The organism is Hymenobacter lapidarius, from assembly GCF_001816145.1.
Lineage (GTDB): Bacteria > Bacteroidota > Bacteroidia > Cytophagales > Hymenobacteraceae > Hymenobacter > Hymenobacter lapidarius.
This window is the reverse complement of sequence record NZ_MDZB01000011.1, coordinates 1-16421: the sequence shown is the minus strand read 5'-3', so window position 1 is coordinate 16421 and position 16421 is coordinate 1. Positions and strand designations below refer to the sequence as shown.

Here is a 16421-nt window from a genome sequence, read left to right as displayed (position 1 = left end):
TAGCCGGGATGGCTGGCTTCGGGCCGGTATAAAAATAAAGACGCGAACGACAAAAGAATAGCTGCTTTGAAAGTGCAGTCGATTTATGGAGCCGTTCCGGCTCGACCATCGGATTTATCGGAGGTAGTGCGGCCATCGATTCAATTGCTTAATGCAACACAGATGAGCGTTTAAGCACTCAGTTAATCCGAATACCTGCGGCAGCTTGGCTTTAAGTGCAACTTGAGTATTAAATATTTATAAAATAATTTGCATATTTGAATTATAAATTATTTAATCAAAGTTCTAAGCACTCTGTGCTTGGTGAGTGGCGTCTCCTGCGTTTCCAACCAGCCCCGAGCCATGAAGAGTGCGCCGGTAATAGCGGCTCACCGAGTATCGATTTGATGACTGTCAAGCTGCCCAGAATAGCTTCTGTCGAGCACCTTTATACTACCACAGATATCTGCACGAGTGAGGCCCAAGCATTCTACGATACACATCCCCAGCCTGGAGCCTTTGCCCCATTGACAACCACTCCCCTCACGTATTCTTTTCGGGATGATACCGACCCAGCCAACCCGCACGAGGCGCGCTTCACGGTGCAAGTGACGGGTTCTCCGCAACCCAATAATACCATAATCAACTATTGGGAAATCAAGAAGAAAAAGCCAAAGCCTAAAGATGATATTGATAAGGCTATCGACGACCTGGAAAAAATTCACAAGTGTAAAAAAAATCGCGCGCCCGTACAGGATGCAGCGCCAGTGAATGGGAAATGCCCTTGGCGGGCGGTTATGGAAACTACTTCGCCCATAGACCCACCGGAAACGCTGGCGCCGACAGCCAAAATATCCGGCACATTTGGGATTATTGTCAACCCGCCCATTCCATAAGCCTGCTGGGTCGCTCGCTACTTGCTTGCCACGGCCTGGTGCCTGAATGGGCTTAGGACCATAAGCCACCCGGTTCGTAGGGCTGCAGACGAATTAGTGGAAGCACCGGGGGGAGGTAAACAACGGTGGCCCCGATTCTAGACTATCCATCCAATGAGACGCTGGCTTGTCCTTGCGCTGTTGCTTAGTAGGGGCGTCTTTTGCATGCCCCTCTCAGCCCAAACGCGTCCGGCCGACAGCTTACAGTCGTTGCTGCGGGCCCAAACGCAGCTCGACACCATGCGAGTGCGCCGCTTGCAGGCGCTAAGCAATGAATTGGTGATGATTGACTTACCGCAGGCCATCGCGGTGCTGGAGCAGGGCCTGCAACTGAGCCGCCGGCTGAACGACCCGCGCGGCGAAGGCCAGGCCCTGATTCGGCTGGGGACTCTCTACCGTCTGCACTCCGACTACGTGCAGGCCCGGCACCGCACCCAGCAAGCGTTGGAGCTGTTCACCCAGCGCAAAGATTTTAAGGGTTTGGGGGTATCATACCTGCAGGTGAGCTTCATTGAGATGGTGCAGGAGAACCCGGCTGCGGCCCTGCGGGCTGCCCTCAAAGGCCTGCCCTACGCCGAGCAAGCTCATGACCGGATAACCCAAACGCGCCTGCAAATCACGATTGGCAACACCTACCTGCTGCTCGGTAATTATTCCGGCGCTCTCAACACCCTCAAAGCCACACTCCGCAGTGCGCAGGCGCAGGGCGACAAGGCCACTGTAGCTGCGGCGTTGAGTCTGCTAGGCAACACGTATCAAAAGCTGAAGAAATGGCCCACCGCGCTGGGGTACTACCGGCGGGCGGTGGAGCTGAACCGCCGATTGGGCGACCTGCGCAGCGTGACCATTGACGAAACCAGTCAGGCCCAGCTGTATGCCGATAAAGGCGACTACCTGCTGGCCTTGCGCCACGGCCAGTTGGCCCGCGCTGCGGCCCGCGACAGCAAGGATGCCTACAACCTGCACCCGGCCGAGGTGGCGCTGGCCCGCGCCTACCTGCTTGCTAAACAGCCCGATAGTGCCATTGTCCTGGCCCACCGTGGCCTAGCCGCGAGCCAGGCCACGCGCAGCAACGAAACCCTGCGCAATGCCAGCGACGTGCTGGCCCAGGCCTACGCCCGACGCGGACAGTTCGAGCAGGCCTACAACTACCACCGCATGTGGGCCGCCTACCAGGATTCGCTCACGGGACTGGAAACCCGGAAAAAAACCAGCGCCTTGTTCTACAACTACGACCTGGAAAAGAAGCAGGCCCAGATTGCGCTGCTCACCCAGGCCCGCCTGCTGCAACGCCAGCAGTTGTATGGCCTGCTGGCCTGCTGGGCACGGTGCTGGTGCTGGGCCTGTTGGGGCGCAACATCTACCTCAAGCAGCGGGCCAACCGCACGCTGAACGTGAAAAACGCTCAGATTGCCCACCAGCGCGACCGCCTCGACCATGCCCTCTCCCGCCTGAAAGCCACCCAGTCGCAACTGGTGCAGAGCGAGAAAATGGTGGCCCTGGCGGCCCTCACCGCCGGCGTGGCCCACGAAATTCAGAACCCGCTCAACTTTGTCAATAACTTCTCAGAGCTGAGCCTGGAGCTGCTGGCGGAGCTGGAGGAAGAGCAGCAGCAGCCGTTCCTCAACTTGGTGCTGGCCAGTGAGTTGTTTAATGACCTGAAGCAGAATCTGCGCAAGATTCATCAGCACGGCGGGCGGGCGGCGGCCATCGTGAAGGGAATGCTGGAACACGGCCACGCTGAAAACGGCCAGCGCCAAACCGTGGACCTCAACGCCCTGTGCGAGGAGTATCTGCGCCTGGCCTACCACGGCCTGCAAAGCCGGCACCGCACGTTCACGGTAGCCCGCACCCTGGACCTGGACCCACACCTGGGCCAGCTGCACGTGGTGCCTCAGGAGATGGGCCGGGTGCTGCTCAACTTATTCACCAACGCCTTTTATGCTGTGCACCAAAAGGCCGAGGCCACCGGTGGCGCCTATGCCCCAGCCATTGGGGTGCGCACCCGCTCCCTTAATGGGCAGGTGGAGGTGGTCGTGCGCGACAACGGCCTGGGCATCGCCCCGGCGGTGATGGACAAAATTTTCGACCCGTTTTTCACCACAAAGCCGCCCGGCGAAGGCACCGGCCTGGGCCTGTGGCTGAGCTACGACATCATTGCCAACGGATACGGCGGCACCCTAGTGGCCCGTTCCGAAGAAGGCGCCTTCACCGAATTCGTGCTGACCCTGCCCCAGGCGCACGCCGTAGCCAAGCCCGCAACTGCAGCCACGGTGCAGCAATAGATAGGGAAAACATACAGCTGTTTGCACAAAAAAAAGAACGTCATGCTGAGCTTGCCGAAGCATCTCTCCCGCGTAACTAATCAATGTTACTACTGCGGTAGAGATGCTTCGGCAAGCTCAGCATGACGTTCTTTCGGTGCAGGCGTCTTTAGCTAACCGAGAAAAGCGAACTACAGGATAAACCGCGTGCTTAGGAAGCTGCTTTCCTGGCCGTCCACGATGTCATTCAGAATCTGCTTGTTGGCCTCCGTCTGCTTGGTGGCCACCACGGTGCGGATGCTGAACGAACGCAGGGCGTCGTTCACCGAGAGCGTGCCTTCGGCCGAGTCTTTGCGGCCGGTGAAGGGGAAGGTATCGGGGCCGCGCTGGCACTGGGCGTTGATGTTCACGCGGCTCACCTGGTTCACCAGCTGGTCGACCAGGTGGGCCACTTCCTGCGATTCGGAGCCAAAAATGCTCACCTGCTGGCCGTGGTCGGAGTCGATGATGTACTGAATGGCTTCATCAACGTGCAAAAAGGACGCCACCGGTACCACCGGGCCAAACTGCTCTTCGCGCCATACTTTCATGCCTTCCTGCACGGGGTAGAGCAGGGCCGGGTACACCAGCGGGCCGGCCGTGGTGCCGCCGCCTTCGTTCACGATGCGCGCACCCTTGGCCTGGGCATCGGCGATGACCTCGGCGAGGTAGCCGGGCTTTTGCGGCTCGGGCAGGGGCGTGATGTTTACTTTTTCGTCCCAGGGCATGCCGGGCTTCAGCTTGTTGATTTCGGCGGCGAGGCGCTGCACAAAGTCTTCGGCAATGCTTTCGTGCACCATAAACAGCTTGAGGGCCGTGCAGCGCTGGCCGTTGAAGCTCAGCGAGCCCAGCACCGATTCCTTGATGGCCACATCCAGGTCGGCGTCGGGCATGATGATGGCCACGTTCTTGGCATCGAGCCCGAGCACGGCCCGCAGGCGGTTGGATTTGGGGTGCAGCTTTTTGAGCGAGTCGGCCACCCGGCTCGACCCAATCAGCGCCAGCACATCAATCTTGCCCGAGGTCATAAGGGCGGGCACGATGGCGTTGCCGCGGCCGTACACGGTGTTTACCACGCCCTTGGGAAAGGCTTCGGCAAAGGCCTGCAGCAGCGGGAAATGCAGCAAGGCGCCGTGCTTCGGGGGCTTGAAAAGCACCGTGTTGCCCATGATGAGGGCGGGAATGAGCATGCAGAAGGTCTCGTTCAGGGGGTAGTTGAAGGGGCCCATGCACAGCACCACACCCAGCGGCGAACGCCGAATCTGGCCAATAATACCCTCCTCAATGGTGAAGCGCGAAGAGTCGCGGTCCATGTCCTTGAGCGCGTCGATGGTGTTGCGGATGTAGTCGATGGTACGGTCGAACTCCTTCTCCGAGTCGGCGGCTGACTTGCCAATTTCCCAGAGCAGCAGCTGCACGATTTCCTTCTTCTGGTCCACAATAAGGCGGGTGAATCTCTCCACCGCCGCAATGCGCTCGGCCACGCTCAGGGCGGGCCACTCGCCGCGGCCGTGGTCGTAGGCGCGCACGGCCGCGTCCAGCGCCTTGAGGCTCTCCGCCTCGTCGAGCAGCGGGTAGGAGCCGATAACGCGCGGCGCCAGGGTGCCATCCGTCAAGCGGGTGTAAATGGGCGTGAGGACTTCCTGGGTTGCCCCGCTCCATTCGCGCAGCTCCCCGTCGAGCAGGTACTGGCGTTGGTGCAGCGGGTTGGGCCGGCGCCAGGCTTCGGGAATCGCCGCCTCGTCGAGCGGGAAGAGGTGGGTCAGGCTTTCGGCGGTTACAGACATAGTTGAATCAATATGATGCAGTGCGAACCTACACAACAGCAAACGCCCGCCGAAGTCTTATCCTTTTTGGTTTCTGGAAAACAAATTTTTCGGAAACGTTTGCGTGCCGCGAACAAGCGAAGAAGCCGTATGTTGAGGCCATAATTATTTTCTCCGTCATGTCGTTTCGCCTCCTGCTTTTGCTCAATTTTGCCGCTGCGGCCTACCTCACCGGCCTCATCTGGACGGTGCAGGTGGTGCATTATCCCAGCTTCGGGCAGGTGCCCAAGGCGGCCTGGGAGGCCTTCCACGCCGCCCACACCCGCCGCATGAGCGTCGTGGTGCTGGCGCCCATGGTAGCGGAGCTGGCCCTGGCCGCGTGGCTGGCCTGGGCCGGGCGCCACGCCTTGCCCGGCGGCGTCGGCTGGTGGAGTCTGGCGCTGGTGGTGCTGGTTTGGGCGGTCACCTTCTTCATCTCCGTGCCCTTCCACAACCGCCTGGCGCAGGGCTACGACTACATTGCCATCGACGGCCTCATCCGCACCAACTGGCTGCGCACCCTGGCCTGGACGGCGCGGGCCGGGCTACTGGGCTGGCTGCTGGCGCGGTAGCAGCCATTGCAAACCCTACCAAACAAAACGGTTTGCGTTCTGCTCAACCTTGAAATCCCGAGCTTGCAGCTCACTATTTCCGGTGCCGAAGCAGGGGTAAAGAAATGCGCACCATCGGCTCTGCCCAAGTAAGGGAACCAATGATGCGCTGCTTTTAAACGGACCTTATTGGACCGGCCGGCTCTTTTCCCGGATGGCTTTAAACTCCGAGCCTTCCTTCCACTGCGGAAAAGTGGTTTCGCTGGCCAGCCGCTGGCCAATGCGAAAGAGGAGCCGCGCATCCTGCGCGGCACCGCGCAGGTCGGCTTTCGGGTCGAACTCGTCGGAGGGCTGATGGTAGTGCTTGGCCTCGAATAGTTTACCCTGTTCTTCGGCAAAGTCTTTGCCATGCAAGCGGCTGTCAAACTCGCCCTTGGCATAGAGCGCGGGCACGCCCACTTTGGCAAAATTGAAGTGGTCGGAGCGGTAGAAGCTGCCGGTTTCGGGGTGTTGGGTGGGCAGCACGTAGCGGTTCTGCTCCTTGGCGGCAGCCCGGGCGTAGTCGTCCAGCTCCGACTGCCCGTAGCCCGTGATGGTCAGGTCGCGCATCGGCCCGAAGCCCAGCAGGCCGTCCATGTTGATGTTGGCCACGGTATTCTTCACCGGAAACAGCGGGTGCTGCGCGTAGTAGGCCGAACCCAGCAGGCCCTGCTCCTCGCCCGTCACGGCCAGAAACACAATGCTGCGGGCGGGCTTCTGTTTGGCCTGCACAAAGCCGTTGGCAATGGCCAGCAGGCCGGCGCAGCCGCTGGCGTTGTCGAGGGCCCCGTTATAAATCGAGTCGCCGGCAATGGCCGGGCCGATGCCGAGGTGGTCCCAGTGCGCCGAGTACACGATGTACTCGTTGGGGCGGCTAGTGCCGGGCAGCACCGCCACCACGTTCTTGGATGTTTTGAGGGTGATTTTATTGCGCAGCGAGGTGCTGAAATTCAGCCCCATGGCCCGTGGCCGGAAGCCTGGCTTGTTGGCTGCCGCGTAGGCTTCGTCGTAGCTCTGGCCGGCGGCCGTGAACAGGCGCTTGGCGGCGGCTAGGGTAATCCAGCCTTCCAGGGCCACTTTGCTGGCGCCGTGGTCGGGTGTCTGGGGGTGCAGCTTGGCGCCGCCGTTGCTGCTTTGCACCACCGTCCAGGGGTAGGAGGCAGGCTTGGTGTCGTGCACGATGAGGATGCCGGTGGCGCCGTGGCGGGCGGCTTCTTCGTACTTGTAGCCCCAGCGGCCGTAATACGTCATGGCCTTGCCCTTGAACAGCATGGTGTCGGTGCCCGCGTTGCCGGGGTCGTTTATCAGCACCACCACGGTCTTGCCCTTCACGTCGAGGCCCGCGTAGTCGTCCCAGCCGTATTCGGGCGCCACCACGCCGTGGCCCGCAAACACCAGCGGCGAATTGCTGACGGCCACGGCCGGCACTTCGCGCTCGGTGAGCACCATGTAGTCGGTGCGGTAGTTCAGGGTCAGGCTTTTGCCGTTGCCGCTCACGGTAGCGGTAGGAGCGGGCATCCCGGTGATTTCCACCAGCGGTACGGCCTGAAAGTAGGTGCCATCGGGCCCGGGCTGCAGGCCTAGTTTCTTAAATTCGGTGGCCAGGTAGGTAGTCGTTTTCTCCTCGCCGGCCGTGAACGGCCGCCGCCCCTCAAACTCGTCCGACGACAGCATTTTGATGTGCTGCCGGATGAGCGCCGGCGTGATGCCATCGGCCGGCGACGGCACACTGGCGGTATCCGAAGACAAGGACTGCGACTGGCTGCCCGAAGCAGCTGTTTCCGACGATGACGACGACGATTGGCCTTGGCAACTCGCCAGCAACAGCAACGCTGCGGCCGGTAGGCACCCGCGCATTAGGTATAGCTTCATTGGTACAGAGAATAAGATTTCGCGGTGACAAGCCAAAGCCGATGGCAGCTGAGCAACATGCCCAGCCAGCACCCGTCATCGTGCCGAAGACAGGTGCCCGAATGTAGCACCAGAAAACCCGGTTCCGATGCACATTTGGTAATGCCTGTAGTCTGGCAAGCAGACGCACAAGGGCCTCCTTTGTTCGCTCCGCATGGTGAAGTACGGCTCGGCCGGCGACTCACGGCTGCTTGTTTCGCTATTATTCTGCCCAGTCTTGCTTTGGCATTGCTATTAACTGGTGCCCGCCGCTTGCCCGCCGCCAAGCCCCTGCACAAGACACGGGTCCTCGTACTTGCCGGGCTTTTGGGGCACGTGCCAGCAAGAAAGTGTACGGTGGTTAGATGCGCGCGAAATGCTCTGCAGAAATGCGCGCGCCCTCGTCCGTACACAGGCCGCGAATGTAGTAAAGGAAAATACTGCGAAACACTTCTGCCATGTTGTAGCGGTCGGGTGGGAAAACGGCCGGATTAAGCATCATGTTGATTTGTTCAATCAGCACCTTGGTTACCAAATTGATGTTAATGTCGGAGCGAAAAAGCCGGTTGCGGATTCCATCGTTGAGCAGTTGTTGCAGCTGCGGTGCCGAGTACGTAGCCAGGTGCTCCACAATCACCATCCAGGCATTAGGAAAGTCGGTTTGCAACTCGCTGTAAAACGCAGCCGGCATGCTGGCCAGGTCATCAAGCCCGAGCCGCAACAGCCCATACAGGCGCTCCACTGCCGACGAAAACTCTGCGTAAAGGGCCACGTGCTCACGTTTCTGCCGCTCGGTGTCGGCTAATACCGCGGCGCCCACCAAGGCATCTCGACTGGGATACTGTGCCTGCAGGTCCGTCACGCTCATGTCGATGGCCATGGCCAGTTGGGCGTCGGAAGCCGTGCGAAGTCCGTACTGGTAGAAAACCGGCATCGCTGCTTCCAAAGAAGTCAGCAAAGGCATAGAATGGGGCATAGGCGGCAAGAAGATGCTGACAGGAGTGAGCAGGGAATTTAGCGACAAATGCGCACACTTTGCGCTGGCATTGGCGCGTATCTATACGGTGCCCAGCAGAAAGAAGAACAGAAGCTGGGTGAGGTAGACCAGCGGTACCAGGGGGTTTGCCTTCTTGAAATCAGCCCGGTTGAAGAGCATTTGCATGATGCAGGCCAGGATAAACCAGTCCCGAAAGTTCTGGAAGGGGATGATGTCGGCCGTCCAGTGCCAGAAATCGAAGGTGCTGGCCACGGGCTCCATGCACGCATCAAGCCCCACCATGAGCAGGGCCGCCAGGATGGTGCGGGGGAGCTCGGGCAGGGGCAGGTAGCGCGCCAAAATGCCGCACGCATACGTGAGCACCAGCCAGTTGAGCCCGATGGCCAGGGGCACGCCCAGCACCTGGTACCCCAGCGTTTGGCCGTAGGAATAGTGCCCAAACAGCTTGCCGGTTGCAACGCCCACAACTTCGGCGGCGAAGCCCAGCAAGCTCACCGCCACGCAAAACGTCCAGAAGCCCATGGGGCGGCTTGGCTGAAACGAGAACAGCAGCCCCGCCGTGAGCAGCAGGGTTAGCGGCGTGAACCGCAGGAAAAATTCCGGGTTATCGGTGAACGCCAGGCCCACAAAGCCCGTGATGTGGAACAGCACTATCAGCCCTTGGGCAATGCGCAGCCGGCGGGTATTAGCGGCCGGTAGCGGCTCGGTGTAATCAACCATAAGAAGGAATGAGGAGCGAAAAACAGCAACGAGTGGCCGCCAGCGGCCACCTCTCATTGCCCGTGCTCAGGCCTCATTAATAAGCGAAGAAACGATTTTGGCGGATAGCAGGCAGAGCGGGATGCCGCCACCGGGATGCACTGAGCCGCCGCAAAAGTACAGCCCTTCGAGCCGCCCCGAAAAATTGGGATGCCGTAGGAACGCCGCCAGCGCGTTATTGGACGAGCTGCCGTAGAGCGCCCCGCCAAACGACGACGTGTCGGCGGCAATGCCGGGCGGCGTCCACACCTTTTCGGCGGCAATGAGCGGCGCCAGGTCGGTGCCCAGGGCCTGGCTGAGCTTGCGCAGCACCACGGCCCGGGTTTTGGCGGTGAGGGCATCCCAGTCCTGGCCCTGGTCGTGGGGCACGTTCACCATCACAAACCAGTTTTCGTGGCCGGCGGGCGCATCGGCGGGCGTTTTTTTGGAGGTGATGTTCACATACACCGTCACGTCGTCGGCCACGGTTTTATCCTGAAAAATGGCCTGGAACTCGCGCTGGTAATCCGCGGAAAAAAAAATATTGTGCAGGCCCAGCTCCGGAAACTCGCGGGCGATGCCCCAATAGAAAAGCAGCGCCGAAGAGGAGCGCGGCTGGCTGAGCGTGCGCTCGGGCGCGGGCTCGCGCGGCAGCAGGCGGCGGTAGGTGGGCACCACGTCCATGTTGCTCACCACTTGGCCAAAATCGTACACGTCCTGCGCCGTGCGCACGCCGGTCACGCGGCCTTCGGCAATGACAATCTCCTCCACCGGCTCGTTGTACCGGAACTTCACCCCAAACTCGGCGGCCAGTTTCGCCAGGCTGCTGGCGATGGCGTAAATGCCGCCCTCCGGGTAAAACGCGCCGATGCCGTGCTCCAAATGCGGAATCATGCTCAGCGTGGCCGGCGCCTGGTAGGGGTCCGAGCCGTTGTAGGTGGCGTAGCGGTCGAATAGCTGCACTAGGCGCGGGTCGGTGAAGGCGGCGGCGTGGCGCTGGTGCATGGTGCCCAGCAAACCCAGGCTGGGCAGCGCGGCCACCGCCTTCAGCGTTTCGGGGCTGAGGTAGGTGCTGGCTTTGTGCAGCGACTTGTGCAAAAAAGTGCCCGCCGTGGCATCGTAGGCCTTGTGGCTGCGGGCCAAAAACTGCGTGACCGTTGCTGCCGGCGTCCCCAGCTTTTCCTCGATTTCAGCGGCGAATTTTTGGGCGTCGGCCCAGGCCGTGAGCCGGGTGCCATCGGCAAAAAAGTAGTTGGTGATGGGGTCCAGCCGCTCGTAGCGGAAGTAGTCGGCCGGCTCCCGGCCAGCCAGCCTGAAAATATCGTCCACCAGCTGCGGCAGCGTAAACAGCGACGGCCCCGCATCGAACCGGTACCCGCCCGGCAAACTGAACTGGTGCATTTTGCCCCCAAACGTGCCGCTGGCCTCGAATACCGTGACGGCGCGCCCGGTAATGGCCAGCCGCACGGCCGTGGCCAGCCCGGCAATGCCCGCCCCGATAACGGCCACGGGCTGGCGCAAAAACGTTGTTTTTTCCTTGTTACGGAACACGGTCAGAAGAATCCAAAAGGCAGTAGTCGAATGACAACCCCGTTTAAGCGGGTTTGGTTGGCAGGAATATCTCCGCCAGCATGCAGCGGGCGCTGCCGCCGCCCACTGTCTCGATGGTGGGAATGACCAGCGGTAGCAGTTTGGCGTGGTGTTCCAGTGCCTGGCGCTGGGTTGGAGTGAGGGCATCGTGGGCCTGCTGCGACAGCACAAGCAGGGGCTGCCCGCCAGCGGCTGGCTCCAGGGCCAGCATATTGCCCGCAAACTGGCACACCTGGGCCTGCGAGATGTCTACTATTTCGTGGCCGGTGGCGGTGAGCGACGCTACCACGACGGCCAGTTCGGCGGCATCGGCAATGCTGTCGAGGCACACCACGGCCACGCCCGGCCCCACGCACATCATCACGTTGGTGTGGTAGATTTCCTGGCCCCGCGCGTCGGTGGCCCGAAAAGCCACCGGCCGGTACCCCAGCCGCTCCGCCACCTGCTCAAACAAAGCCGCATCGGTGCGGGGCGACAAGCCCGCGTAGGCCACCCGGTGCTCGTGGTCGAAGATGATGCTGCCCGTGCCCTCCAGAAACCGGTTTTCCTGCTCCGTTGCTGACAAATCAACGACTTCGCGCACGTCAAACTCACGGGCCAGCGCCGCTATAAGCTCGGGCTGGCGCTCGGCACGGCGGTTGGGCGCACACATCGGGTAGAGCAGCAGCCGGCCGTCGGCGTGGGTCGAAAACCAGTTGTTGGGAAATACCGCGTCGGGCTTGGCGGGCTCCGGCGCATCGTCGAATACCCGTACCCGCACCCCCCGGCCGCGCAAAGTGGCCACCGCTGCATCAAACTCGGCCAGCACCTGCGCGGTCAGGCCGGCCGCAGTCAGCTGCCGCTGGTAGTGGTTGGAAACGGCCGTTTCAGTGTTGAATCCAAAGCTGGCGGGGCGCACCATCAGCACCGTGTTGGCAAGTGGCATAAACGGGAGAAGTAGTTCAGGGATTCGTCAGAACGTCATGCTGAGCGGAGCCGAAGCATCTCTACCGCGATAGTAATCAATTTTCCTATTGCAGTAGAGATGCTTCGGCAAGCGGACGCCAGATGAGCATGACGTTCTGGATGTTTTTTCGCTTGCTAAAAAGCCGCTTCCGCGCTATTCTACCGCCAGCACCAGTCCTTTCAGGTAAGCGCCTTCGGGGTGGAACAAACTCACCGGGTGGTCGGCCGGCTGGGTGAGGCGGTGCAGAATGCGCGCCGGCCGGCCCGCCTCAATGGCGGCGGCCAGCACGGCGCCTTCAAACAGCTCGGGGCTCACCACTTGCGAGCAACTGAACGTGAACAGCAGACCACCGGGCGCCAGGTGAGCAATGCCGGCCGCGTTCAGGCGCTTGTAGCCCATGAGGGCGGCGTGACGGGCGCCCATGTGCTTGGCAAAAGCGGGCGGGTCGAGCACGAGCAGGTCGTACTGCGCCGAGTGGTTTTTGAGGAAGCCCAGTACATCGTCAGGGTAGGCGGCGTGGCGGTCGACGTGGTTTGAAAGCTCGGCGTTGCGCTCGGTGAGGGCAATGGCTTTCTTGCTCGAATCCACGGAATGCACCAACTCAGCACCAGCTTCCAGGGCATACACCGAAAAGCCGCCCGTGTAGCAGAACGTGTTGAGCACCTTGCGGCCGGGCGAGTAGCGGGCCAGCAGGGCGCGGTTGTCGCGCTGGTCGATGAAAAAACCGGTTTTCTGGCCCGTCTCCCAATCCACGGCAAACTGGTGGCCGTTCTCCATCACCAAGTGCTCCGTGCCGGTGCTTTCGCCCAGGAGGTAGCCGTTTTTCGCGTCGGGCACGGCGTTGCCGGGCACGGTTTCGGCGCTCTTGTCGTAGATGGCGCGCAGCTTGTCGCCGAACACGGCTTGCAGGGCGGCGGCAATTTCGGGGCGGGCCCGGTACATGCCCACGCTGTGGGCCTGCACCACGGCCACGTCGCCGTACACGTCGATAATCAGGCCGGGCAGGCCGTCGCCCTCCGCGTGCACCAGCCGGAACACGTTGGTATCGGCCGTGCCGGTTAGGCCCAGGCGCTGGCGCAGCTGGTAGGCATTGCCCAGCTTTTTCTCCCAGAAATCAGGTGAAGGCAAGGCACTGTTTTCGCCAAAATCCAGCATGCGCACGGCAATGGAGCCGCCGCCCGAAAAGTGGCCCACGCCCAGCAGCTCGCCGTCGATGGCTTCCACGCGCACGGGGTCGCCTTCGTGGGTGTCGCCCTTCACGCGGGCGATGGCCCCCGAGAATACCCAAGGATGGCGGCGGCGCAGGGAGTGGTCTTTTCCGTTTTTGAGGACGATGGTGGCGGGGTTCAGCATAGCCTGCAAAGGTACGGCGGCGCCTGTGCGAACTTTGCCATCCGGTTATCGTCTTTGCCGCCTTCCTGTTTTTGTATGAATTCCGACCTACTTATTCTCGACTACGAACCTGCTCACCAGCCTGCGTTCCGGGCCCTCAACCACGAATGGATAGCCCACTACTTCACCATCGAGCCCATCGACAATGAGATGCTCGACGACCCCGAAGGCTACATCCTGGCCCCTGGCGGCCATATTTTCATGGCCAGCCACGGCGGAGCAATCGTTGGCACCTGCGCCCTCATCAAGGAGCACGAAGGCGTGTATGAGTTGGCCAAAATGGCGGTTTCGCCCCGGGCGCAGGGGCTGGGCATCGGCTGGGCCCTCGGGCAGGCCGTGGTAGCGAAAGCCCGGCAGCTGGGTGCCCGCCGCGTCGAGCTGCTCTCCAATGCCCGGCTCACGCCCGCGCTGGCGCTCTACGCGAAACTGGGCTTCCGGCACGTGCCGGTGCCGCCCACGCCTTACCAGCGCACCGATGTGAAGATGGTGCTCGACCTCTAGCTAGGCCTTGCCGAACCAGCGCCGGTAAATAGGCTTTCGCCAGGCAAATTGGGCCCACATAGCCGGGTACAGCAGGGCATCGAGCAGGGGCGAGGCAGTGCGGTATTCCAGGGCATCCACGATGACGCAGGTGCCGTTTGGGCCGGGCTCCAGCAGGTGCCGGTGGCGCCAGAAACGCAGGGGCGGGGGCAGGGTCTTGCCTTCGTCCACAAAGAAGTGAGTGCCATCGGGCAAGGTGCCGTGGTCGGTAATGAGCGACGTCCACGGCAGGCGCTTCACCAGTGTATCCAGCTCAATTTCGACCTGGTCGCCAGTGCGGCACCCATCGAAACGCACCACCCGCAGCCTGGGAAACGGCGGCGCCAGGGCCACAAAAAGCGCGCGTGTGAAGCCGGCCATTACTTGTGCCGGGGCTTGCGCCACGGCGGTACGAAGAGTTACGAGCATAGTAACCAGCACAACGGGGCTGGTTCGCCTTTGTTTACGCCAGCCGGGTGGGGCGGGTGTTATTGCAGGCCCGTCACCCGGAATTCTACCCGCCGATTGAGCTTGCGGGTCACTTCCTGGGCATTGCTGGCCGTGGGCTGGGCACCCCCGAGCCCCGTGCCGGCAACGCGTGCCTCCCCAACGCCCTTCCCCACCAGGTAGGCCTTCACGGTGGTGGCGCGCTGCTGGCTCAATAGCACGTTTTTGGCGGGGTCGCCCACGTTGTCGGTGTGGCCGCGCAGCTCAATGGTCATGCCCGGGTTGTCGTTCAGCAAACTCACCAGCTTGTCGAGCGCGGCAAAGGACGAGGGCAGGAGCGCCGCCTGGCCCTGCTCAAACTGCACATTGGCCAGCTGCACGGTGGTGCCCACGCTGAGCGGCCGTAACAGCACGTCCTGAACCGAGGGGCCCGGAACGGCCGTCCAGGTGCTGTCGGTGGCGATGTAGCCGCTGAGCTGGGCGTGGTAGGTGTAGGTAAGCCCCGGGGTGCCCGGATGAGAAAACGCGCCCTTTGGGTTGATTTTAACCATTTTTCCGAAGCCGGAAACCCCCATGCGCAGCTGCGCATGGGGCAGCGGCTGGTAGGTAAGGGCGTTCAGGACCCGGCCGCGCCACGCGGCAGTGGTGGGCACGGGCGGCGGGGCTATCATGCGGCGCACCACGCTGAACAGGTTGCAGCCGGCCAGGTCCGTGTAAGTGCCTTTGCGCACACGGGTGGCCTGGCGCCGGGCCAGGTCTACTTTGTACACGGCTTTGGGGCCGGCCAGGTACAGCCGGCGCCGGCCGCGCTCGTCGTTCTGCATCAGCAGGTCGCTGTAGCCGCCGCGTTCGGGCAGGCCGCCCAAGGCCATCATCTCGGGGCTAGGCTTCTGGTTTTTCAGGTCGATTTTGAGCAGCGAGCCGTCGGTGCTGTACACGAGGTACATGGTGTTGGCGTCGTCGAGGCAGAAGTTGCCGTGGGAGCCGGCCCCGCCGTAGTTAATTAAGGGGTAAAAAGGCGCTTTCCGGAGCGGGTCGGCGGCCCAAATGGGGGTCACGCTACCATCGTAGGGGCTCACCCGCACCAGCTTGTTCGCATCGGAAGACATGAAGTACAGGTCGCCCCGCTCGTCGGTGGCCGCCGAAATCCAGCTCACATCAGGTCCCTGGGCCGGCAGCCGCCACGTGGTGAAGCCGCCTCGGCGCGTGGCCGGATTGTAGCGGTACACCAGTTCCGGTGCATCGGTGGGCGCCTTGGTCACTGAATACAGACAATTATCAAACCCCTTAGCCAGCGCGTACGACTGAAACGGCAGCACCTCCCGGTGAACCACAGGCGCAGCGGTAAGGTCGTTGTTCGCAAACTCATGAATGGTGCGACAGTCGTCCTCCCACTGCCCGTTGCGGTAGCGGGTGGCCGCAATCCCGAACATCTTGTTGTCGCAGAGCTGGTCGGCGTAGCGGCGGCTGGGCAGCGGCTTGCCCGTGAATGCAAAGGATTTAACCAGTGCCTGCCCCGCCGCCAGGTACGTGCTGTCCTGGCTGACCGCGCCCTGGTACTCCACTTTAATGTCGTAGCCGTAGCGCCGTATGCGGCGGCCCACCACGTGGGTGCGGGCGGGGCTGGCCGGCGCGGGCATGTAGGTGTAGTCGTAGCTCACCTCGCTGTAGCGGCCCAAGTCGCGCTGTTCGAGCCGCAACACCTGCGCCTGCGGGAGCCGCAAAATACCGCGCAACACCGAGTCCTGCCCGCCAAAGGTGGTGATGGGCAAGTCCTTCTGGGTGTCGGGCAAGGGCTGCACGGTGAGGGTCGCCACGGCCGGCCGCGGCTCTGAAGCCGCCCCGGCGTAGAATGCGGCTTCCGCCCCGGCTACGTTCTTGCGCACCTTCCACGCCGGCGGGTAGGTGAGTTGGTAGTTGGCGCCCGCGTTGGTGTACACTGTGGGGGGCAGGGCCTTGCGTGCTGGTTGCGCTACCAGCAGCACCGGGCACATGAGAAGCACCAGCACCAGGTAAGGCTTCAATAATAGCAAAAAGGGCAGCTTAGATGTTAACAATACGGTTCTGGGGGCGTAAAACCCCATTTTTTGTAAAGTAACGGCCTACTTTGCCAAAAAGCCCACCGCCCTGGCCTTAAAAGAGCGGCGGCGCCCTGCTGAACCAAAGCGCCCGGCTCCAACGGGTAAGTCGGAGCCGACAAGCAATAAGAGTCTATCCGAATAGGGAATGAGCGTCAGCCAAAAAGACAATTATACCACGTGATTCTCGCGCAGGCAAAATGGAGCATGGC

At 61.8% G+C, this 16421-nt stretch carries 14 protein-coding genes; 5 read left to right on the top strand and 9 right to left on the bottom strand.

Going from position 1 to position 16421, the window contains the following annotated elements; genetic code table 11:
* The first annotated feature begins 257 nt into the window (after positions 1–257).
* From BEN47_RS00205 to BEN47_RS00195, 3 genes are all read left to right on the top strand, one after another.
* The gene (locus BEN47_RS00205) at positions 258–875 is read left to right on the top strand and encodes a hypothetical protein (protein ID WP_139147328.1); all 618 of its coding nucleotides are present in this window, start codon (positions 258–260) and stop codon (positions 873–875) included.
* 204 nt (positions 876–1079) lie between these two features.
* Positions 1080–2306 (top strand): tetratricopeptide repeat protein, encoded by a 1227-nt coding sequence (locus BEN47_RS21850; RefSeq protein WP_070724195.1) that lies wholly within the window; start codon positions 1080–1082, stop codon positions 2304–2306.
* The gene (locus BEN47_RS00195) at positions 2243–3199 is read left to right on the top strand and encodes a sensor histidine kinase (RefSeq protein WP_070724194.1); all 957 of its coding nucleotides are present in this window, start codon (positions 2243–2245) and stop codon (positions 3197–3199) included. Before BEN47_RS21850 ends, BEN47_RS00195 begins: the two co-directional genes overlap by 64 nt.
* Before the next feature lie 170 nt (positions 3200–3369).
* Here the strand turns inward: BEN47_RS00195 and BEN47_RS00190 are convergent, their stop codons facing one another.
* Complete coding sequence (locus tag BEN47_RS00190; RefSeq protein ID WP_070724193.1) at positions 3370–5004, bottom strand: NADP-dependent glyceraldehyde-3-phosphate dehydrogenase; 1635 nt, start codon at positions 5002–5004, stop codon at positions 3370–3372.
* Positions 5005–5162: 158 nt separating this feature from the next.
* On the opposite strand from BEN47_RS00190, the gene BEN47_RS00185 reads away from it, so the two are divergent.
* The gene (locus tag BEN47_RS00185; RefSeq protein ID WP_070724192.1) at positions 5163–5594 is read left to right on the top strand and encodes a hypothetical protein; all 432 of its coding nucleotides are present in this window, start codon (positions 5163–5165) and stop codon (positions 5592–5594) included.
* Positions 5595–5759: 165 nt separating this feature from the next.
* Here the strand turns inward: BEN47_RS00185 and BEN47_RS00180 are convergent, their stop codons facing one another.
* From BEN47_RS00180 to BEN47_RS00155, 6 genes are all read right to left on the bottom strand, one after another.
* The gene (locus BEN47_RS00180) at positions 5760–7484 is read right to left on the bottom strand and encodes a M28 family metallopeptidase (RefSeq protein ID WP_083321953.1); all 1725 of its coding nucleotides are present in this window, start codon (positions 7482–7484) and stop codon (positions 5760–5762) included.
* 379 nt (positions 7485–7863) lie between these two features.
* Positions 7864–8466 (bottom strand): hypothetical protein, encoded by a 603-nt coding sequence (locus BEN47_RS00175; protein WP_125921417.1) that lies wholly within the window; start codon positions 8464–8466, stop codon positions 7864–7866.
* Positions 8467–8559: 93 nt separating this feature from the next.
* Entirely contained in the window at positions 8560–9219 is a 660-nt protein-coding gene (locus tag BEN47_RS00170; protein WP_070724190.1) for a carotenoid biosynthesis protein, read from the bottom strand.
* Positions 9220–9285: 66 nt separating this feature from the next.
* The gene (crtD, locus tag BEN47_RS00165; protein WP_239691446.1) at positions 9286–10788 is read right to left on the bottom strand and encodes a 1-hydroxycarotenoid 3,4-desaturase CrtD; all 1503 of its coding nucleotides are present in this window, start codon (positions 10786–10788) and stop codon (positions 9286–9288) included.
* Positions 10789–10831: 43 nt separating this feature from the next.
* Positions 10832–11752, bottom strand: coding sequence for a citrulline utilization hydrolase CtlX (gene ctlX, locus BEN47_RS00160; RefSeq protein ID WP_070724189.1), 921 nt, complete (start codon positions 11750–11752; stop codon positions 10832–10834).
* Between the two features lie 174 nt (positions 11753–11926).
* On the bottom strand, positions 11927–13123 hold the full coding sequence (locus BEN47_RS00155) for a class I SAM-dependent rRNA methyltransferase (RefSeq protein ID WP_094122984.1): 1197 nt from the start codon (positions 13121–13123) through the stop codon (positions 11927–11929).
* Positions 13124–13201: 78 nt separating this feature from the next.
* On the opposite strand from BEN47_RS00155, the gene BEN47_RS00150 reads away from it, so the two are divergent.
* On the top strand, positions 13202–13666 hold the full coding sequence (locus BEN47_RS00150) for a GNAT family N-acetyltransferase (protein ID WP_070724187.1): 465 nt from the start codon (positions 13202–13204) through the stop codon (positions 13664–13666).
* On the opposite strand, the gene BEN47_RS00145 is transcribed toward BEN47_RS00150, so the two are convergent.
* Together BEN47_RS00145 and BEN47_RS00140 are read right to left on the bottom strand one after the other, a co-directional pair.
* Positions 13667–14113, bottom strand: a complete 447-nt coding sequence (locus BEN47_RS00145; protein WP_070724186.1) for an SRPBCC family protein — start codon at positions 14111–14113, stop codon at positions 13667–13669.
* A gap of 59 nt (positions 14114–14172) precedes the next feature.
* Positions 14173–16155, bottom strand: coding sequence for an OmpA family protein (locus tag BEN47_RS00140; protein ID WP_070724185.1), 1983 nt, complete (start codon positions 16153–16155; stop codon positions 14173–14175).
* Positions 16156–16421 lie beyond the last annotated feature (266 nt).

Excerpts from the sequence above, each read along its gene's own strand:
- BEN47_RS21850 (WP_070724195.1), top strand. The coding sequence starts at position 1,080 with ATGCCCCTCTCAGCCCAAACGCGTCCGGCCGACAGCTTACAGTCGTTG.
- BEN47_RS00190 (WP_070724193.1), bottom strand. The coding sequence starts at position 5,004 with ATGTCTGTAACCGCCGAAAGCCTGACCCACCTCTTCCCGCTCGACGAG.
- BEN47_RS00185 (WP_070724192.1), top strand. The coding sequence starts at position 5,163 with ATGTCGTTTCGCCTCCTGCTTTTGCTCAATTTTGCCGCTGCGGCCTAC.
- BEN47_RS00180 (WP_083321953.1), bottom strand. The coding sequence starts at position 7,484 with ATGAAGCTATACCTAATGCGCGGGTGCCTACCGGCCGCAGCGTTGCTG.
- BEN47_RS00175 (WP_125921417.1), bottom strand. The coding sequence starts at position 8,466 with ATGCCTTTGCTGACTTCTTTGGAAGCAGCGATGCCGGTTTTCTACCAG.
- BEN47_RS00170 (WP_070724190.1), bottom strand. The coding sequence starts at position 9,219 with ATGGTTGATTACACCGAGCCGCTACCGGCCGCTAATACCCGCCGGCTG.
- ctlX (WP_070724189.1), bottom strand. The coding sequence starts at position 11,752 with ATGCCACTTGCCAACACGGTGCTGATGGTGCGCCCCGCCAGCTTTGGA.
- BEN47_RS00150 (WP_070724187.1), top strand. The coding sequence starts at position 13,202 with ATGAATTCCGACCTACTTATTCTCGACTACGAACCTGCTCACCAGCCT.
- BEN47_RS00145 (WP_070724186.1), bottom strand. The coding sequence starts at position 14,113 with ATGCTCGTAACTCTTCGTACCGCCGTGGCGCAAGCCCCGGCACAAGTA.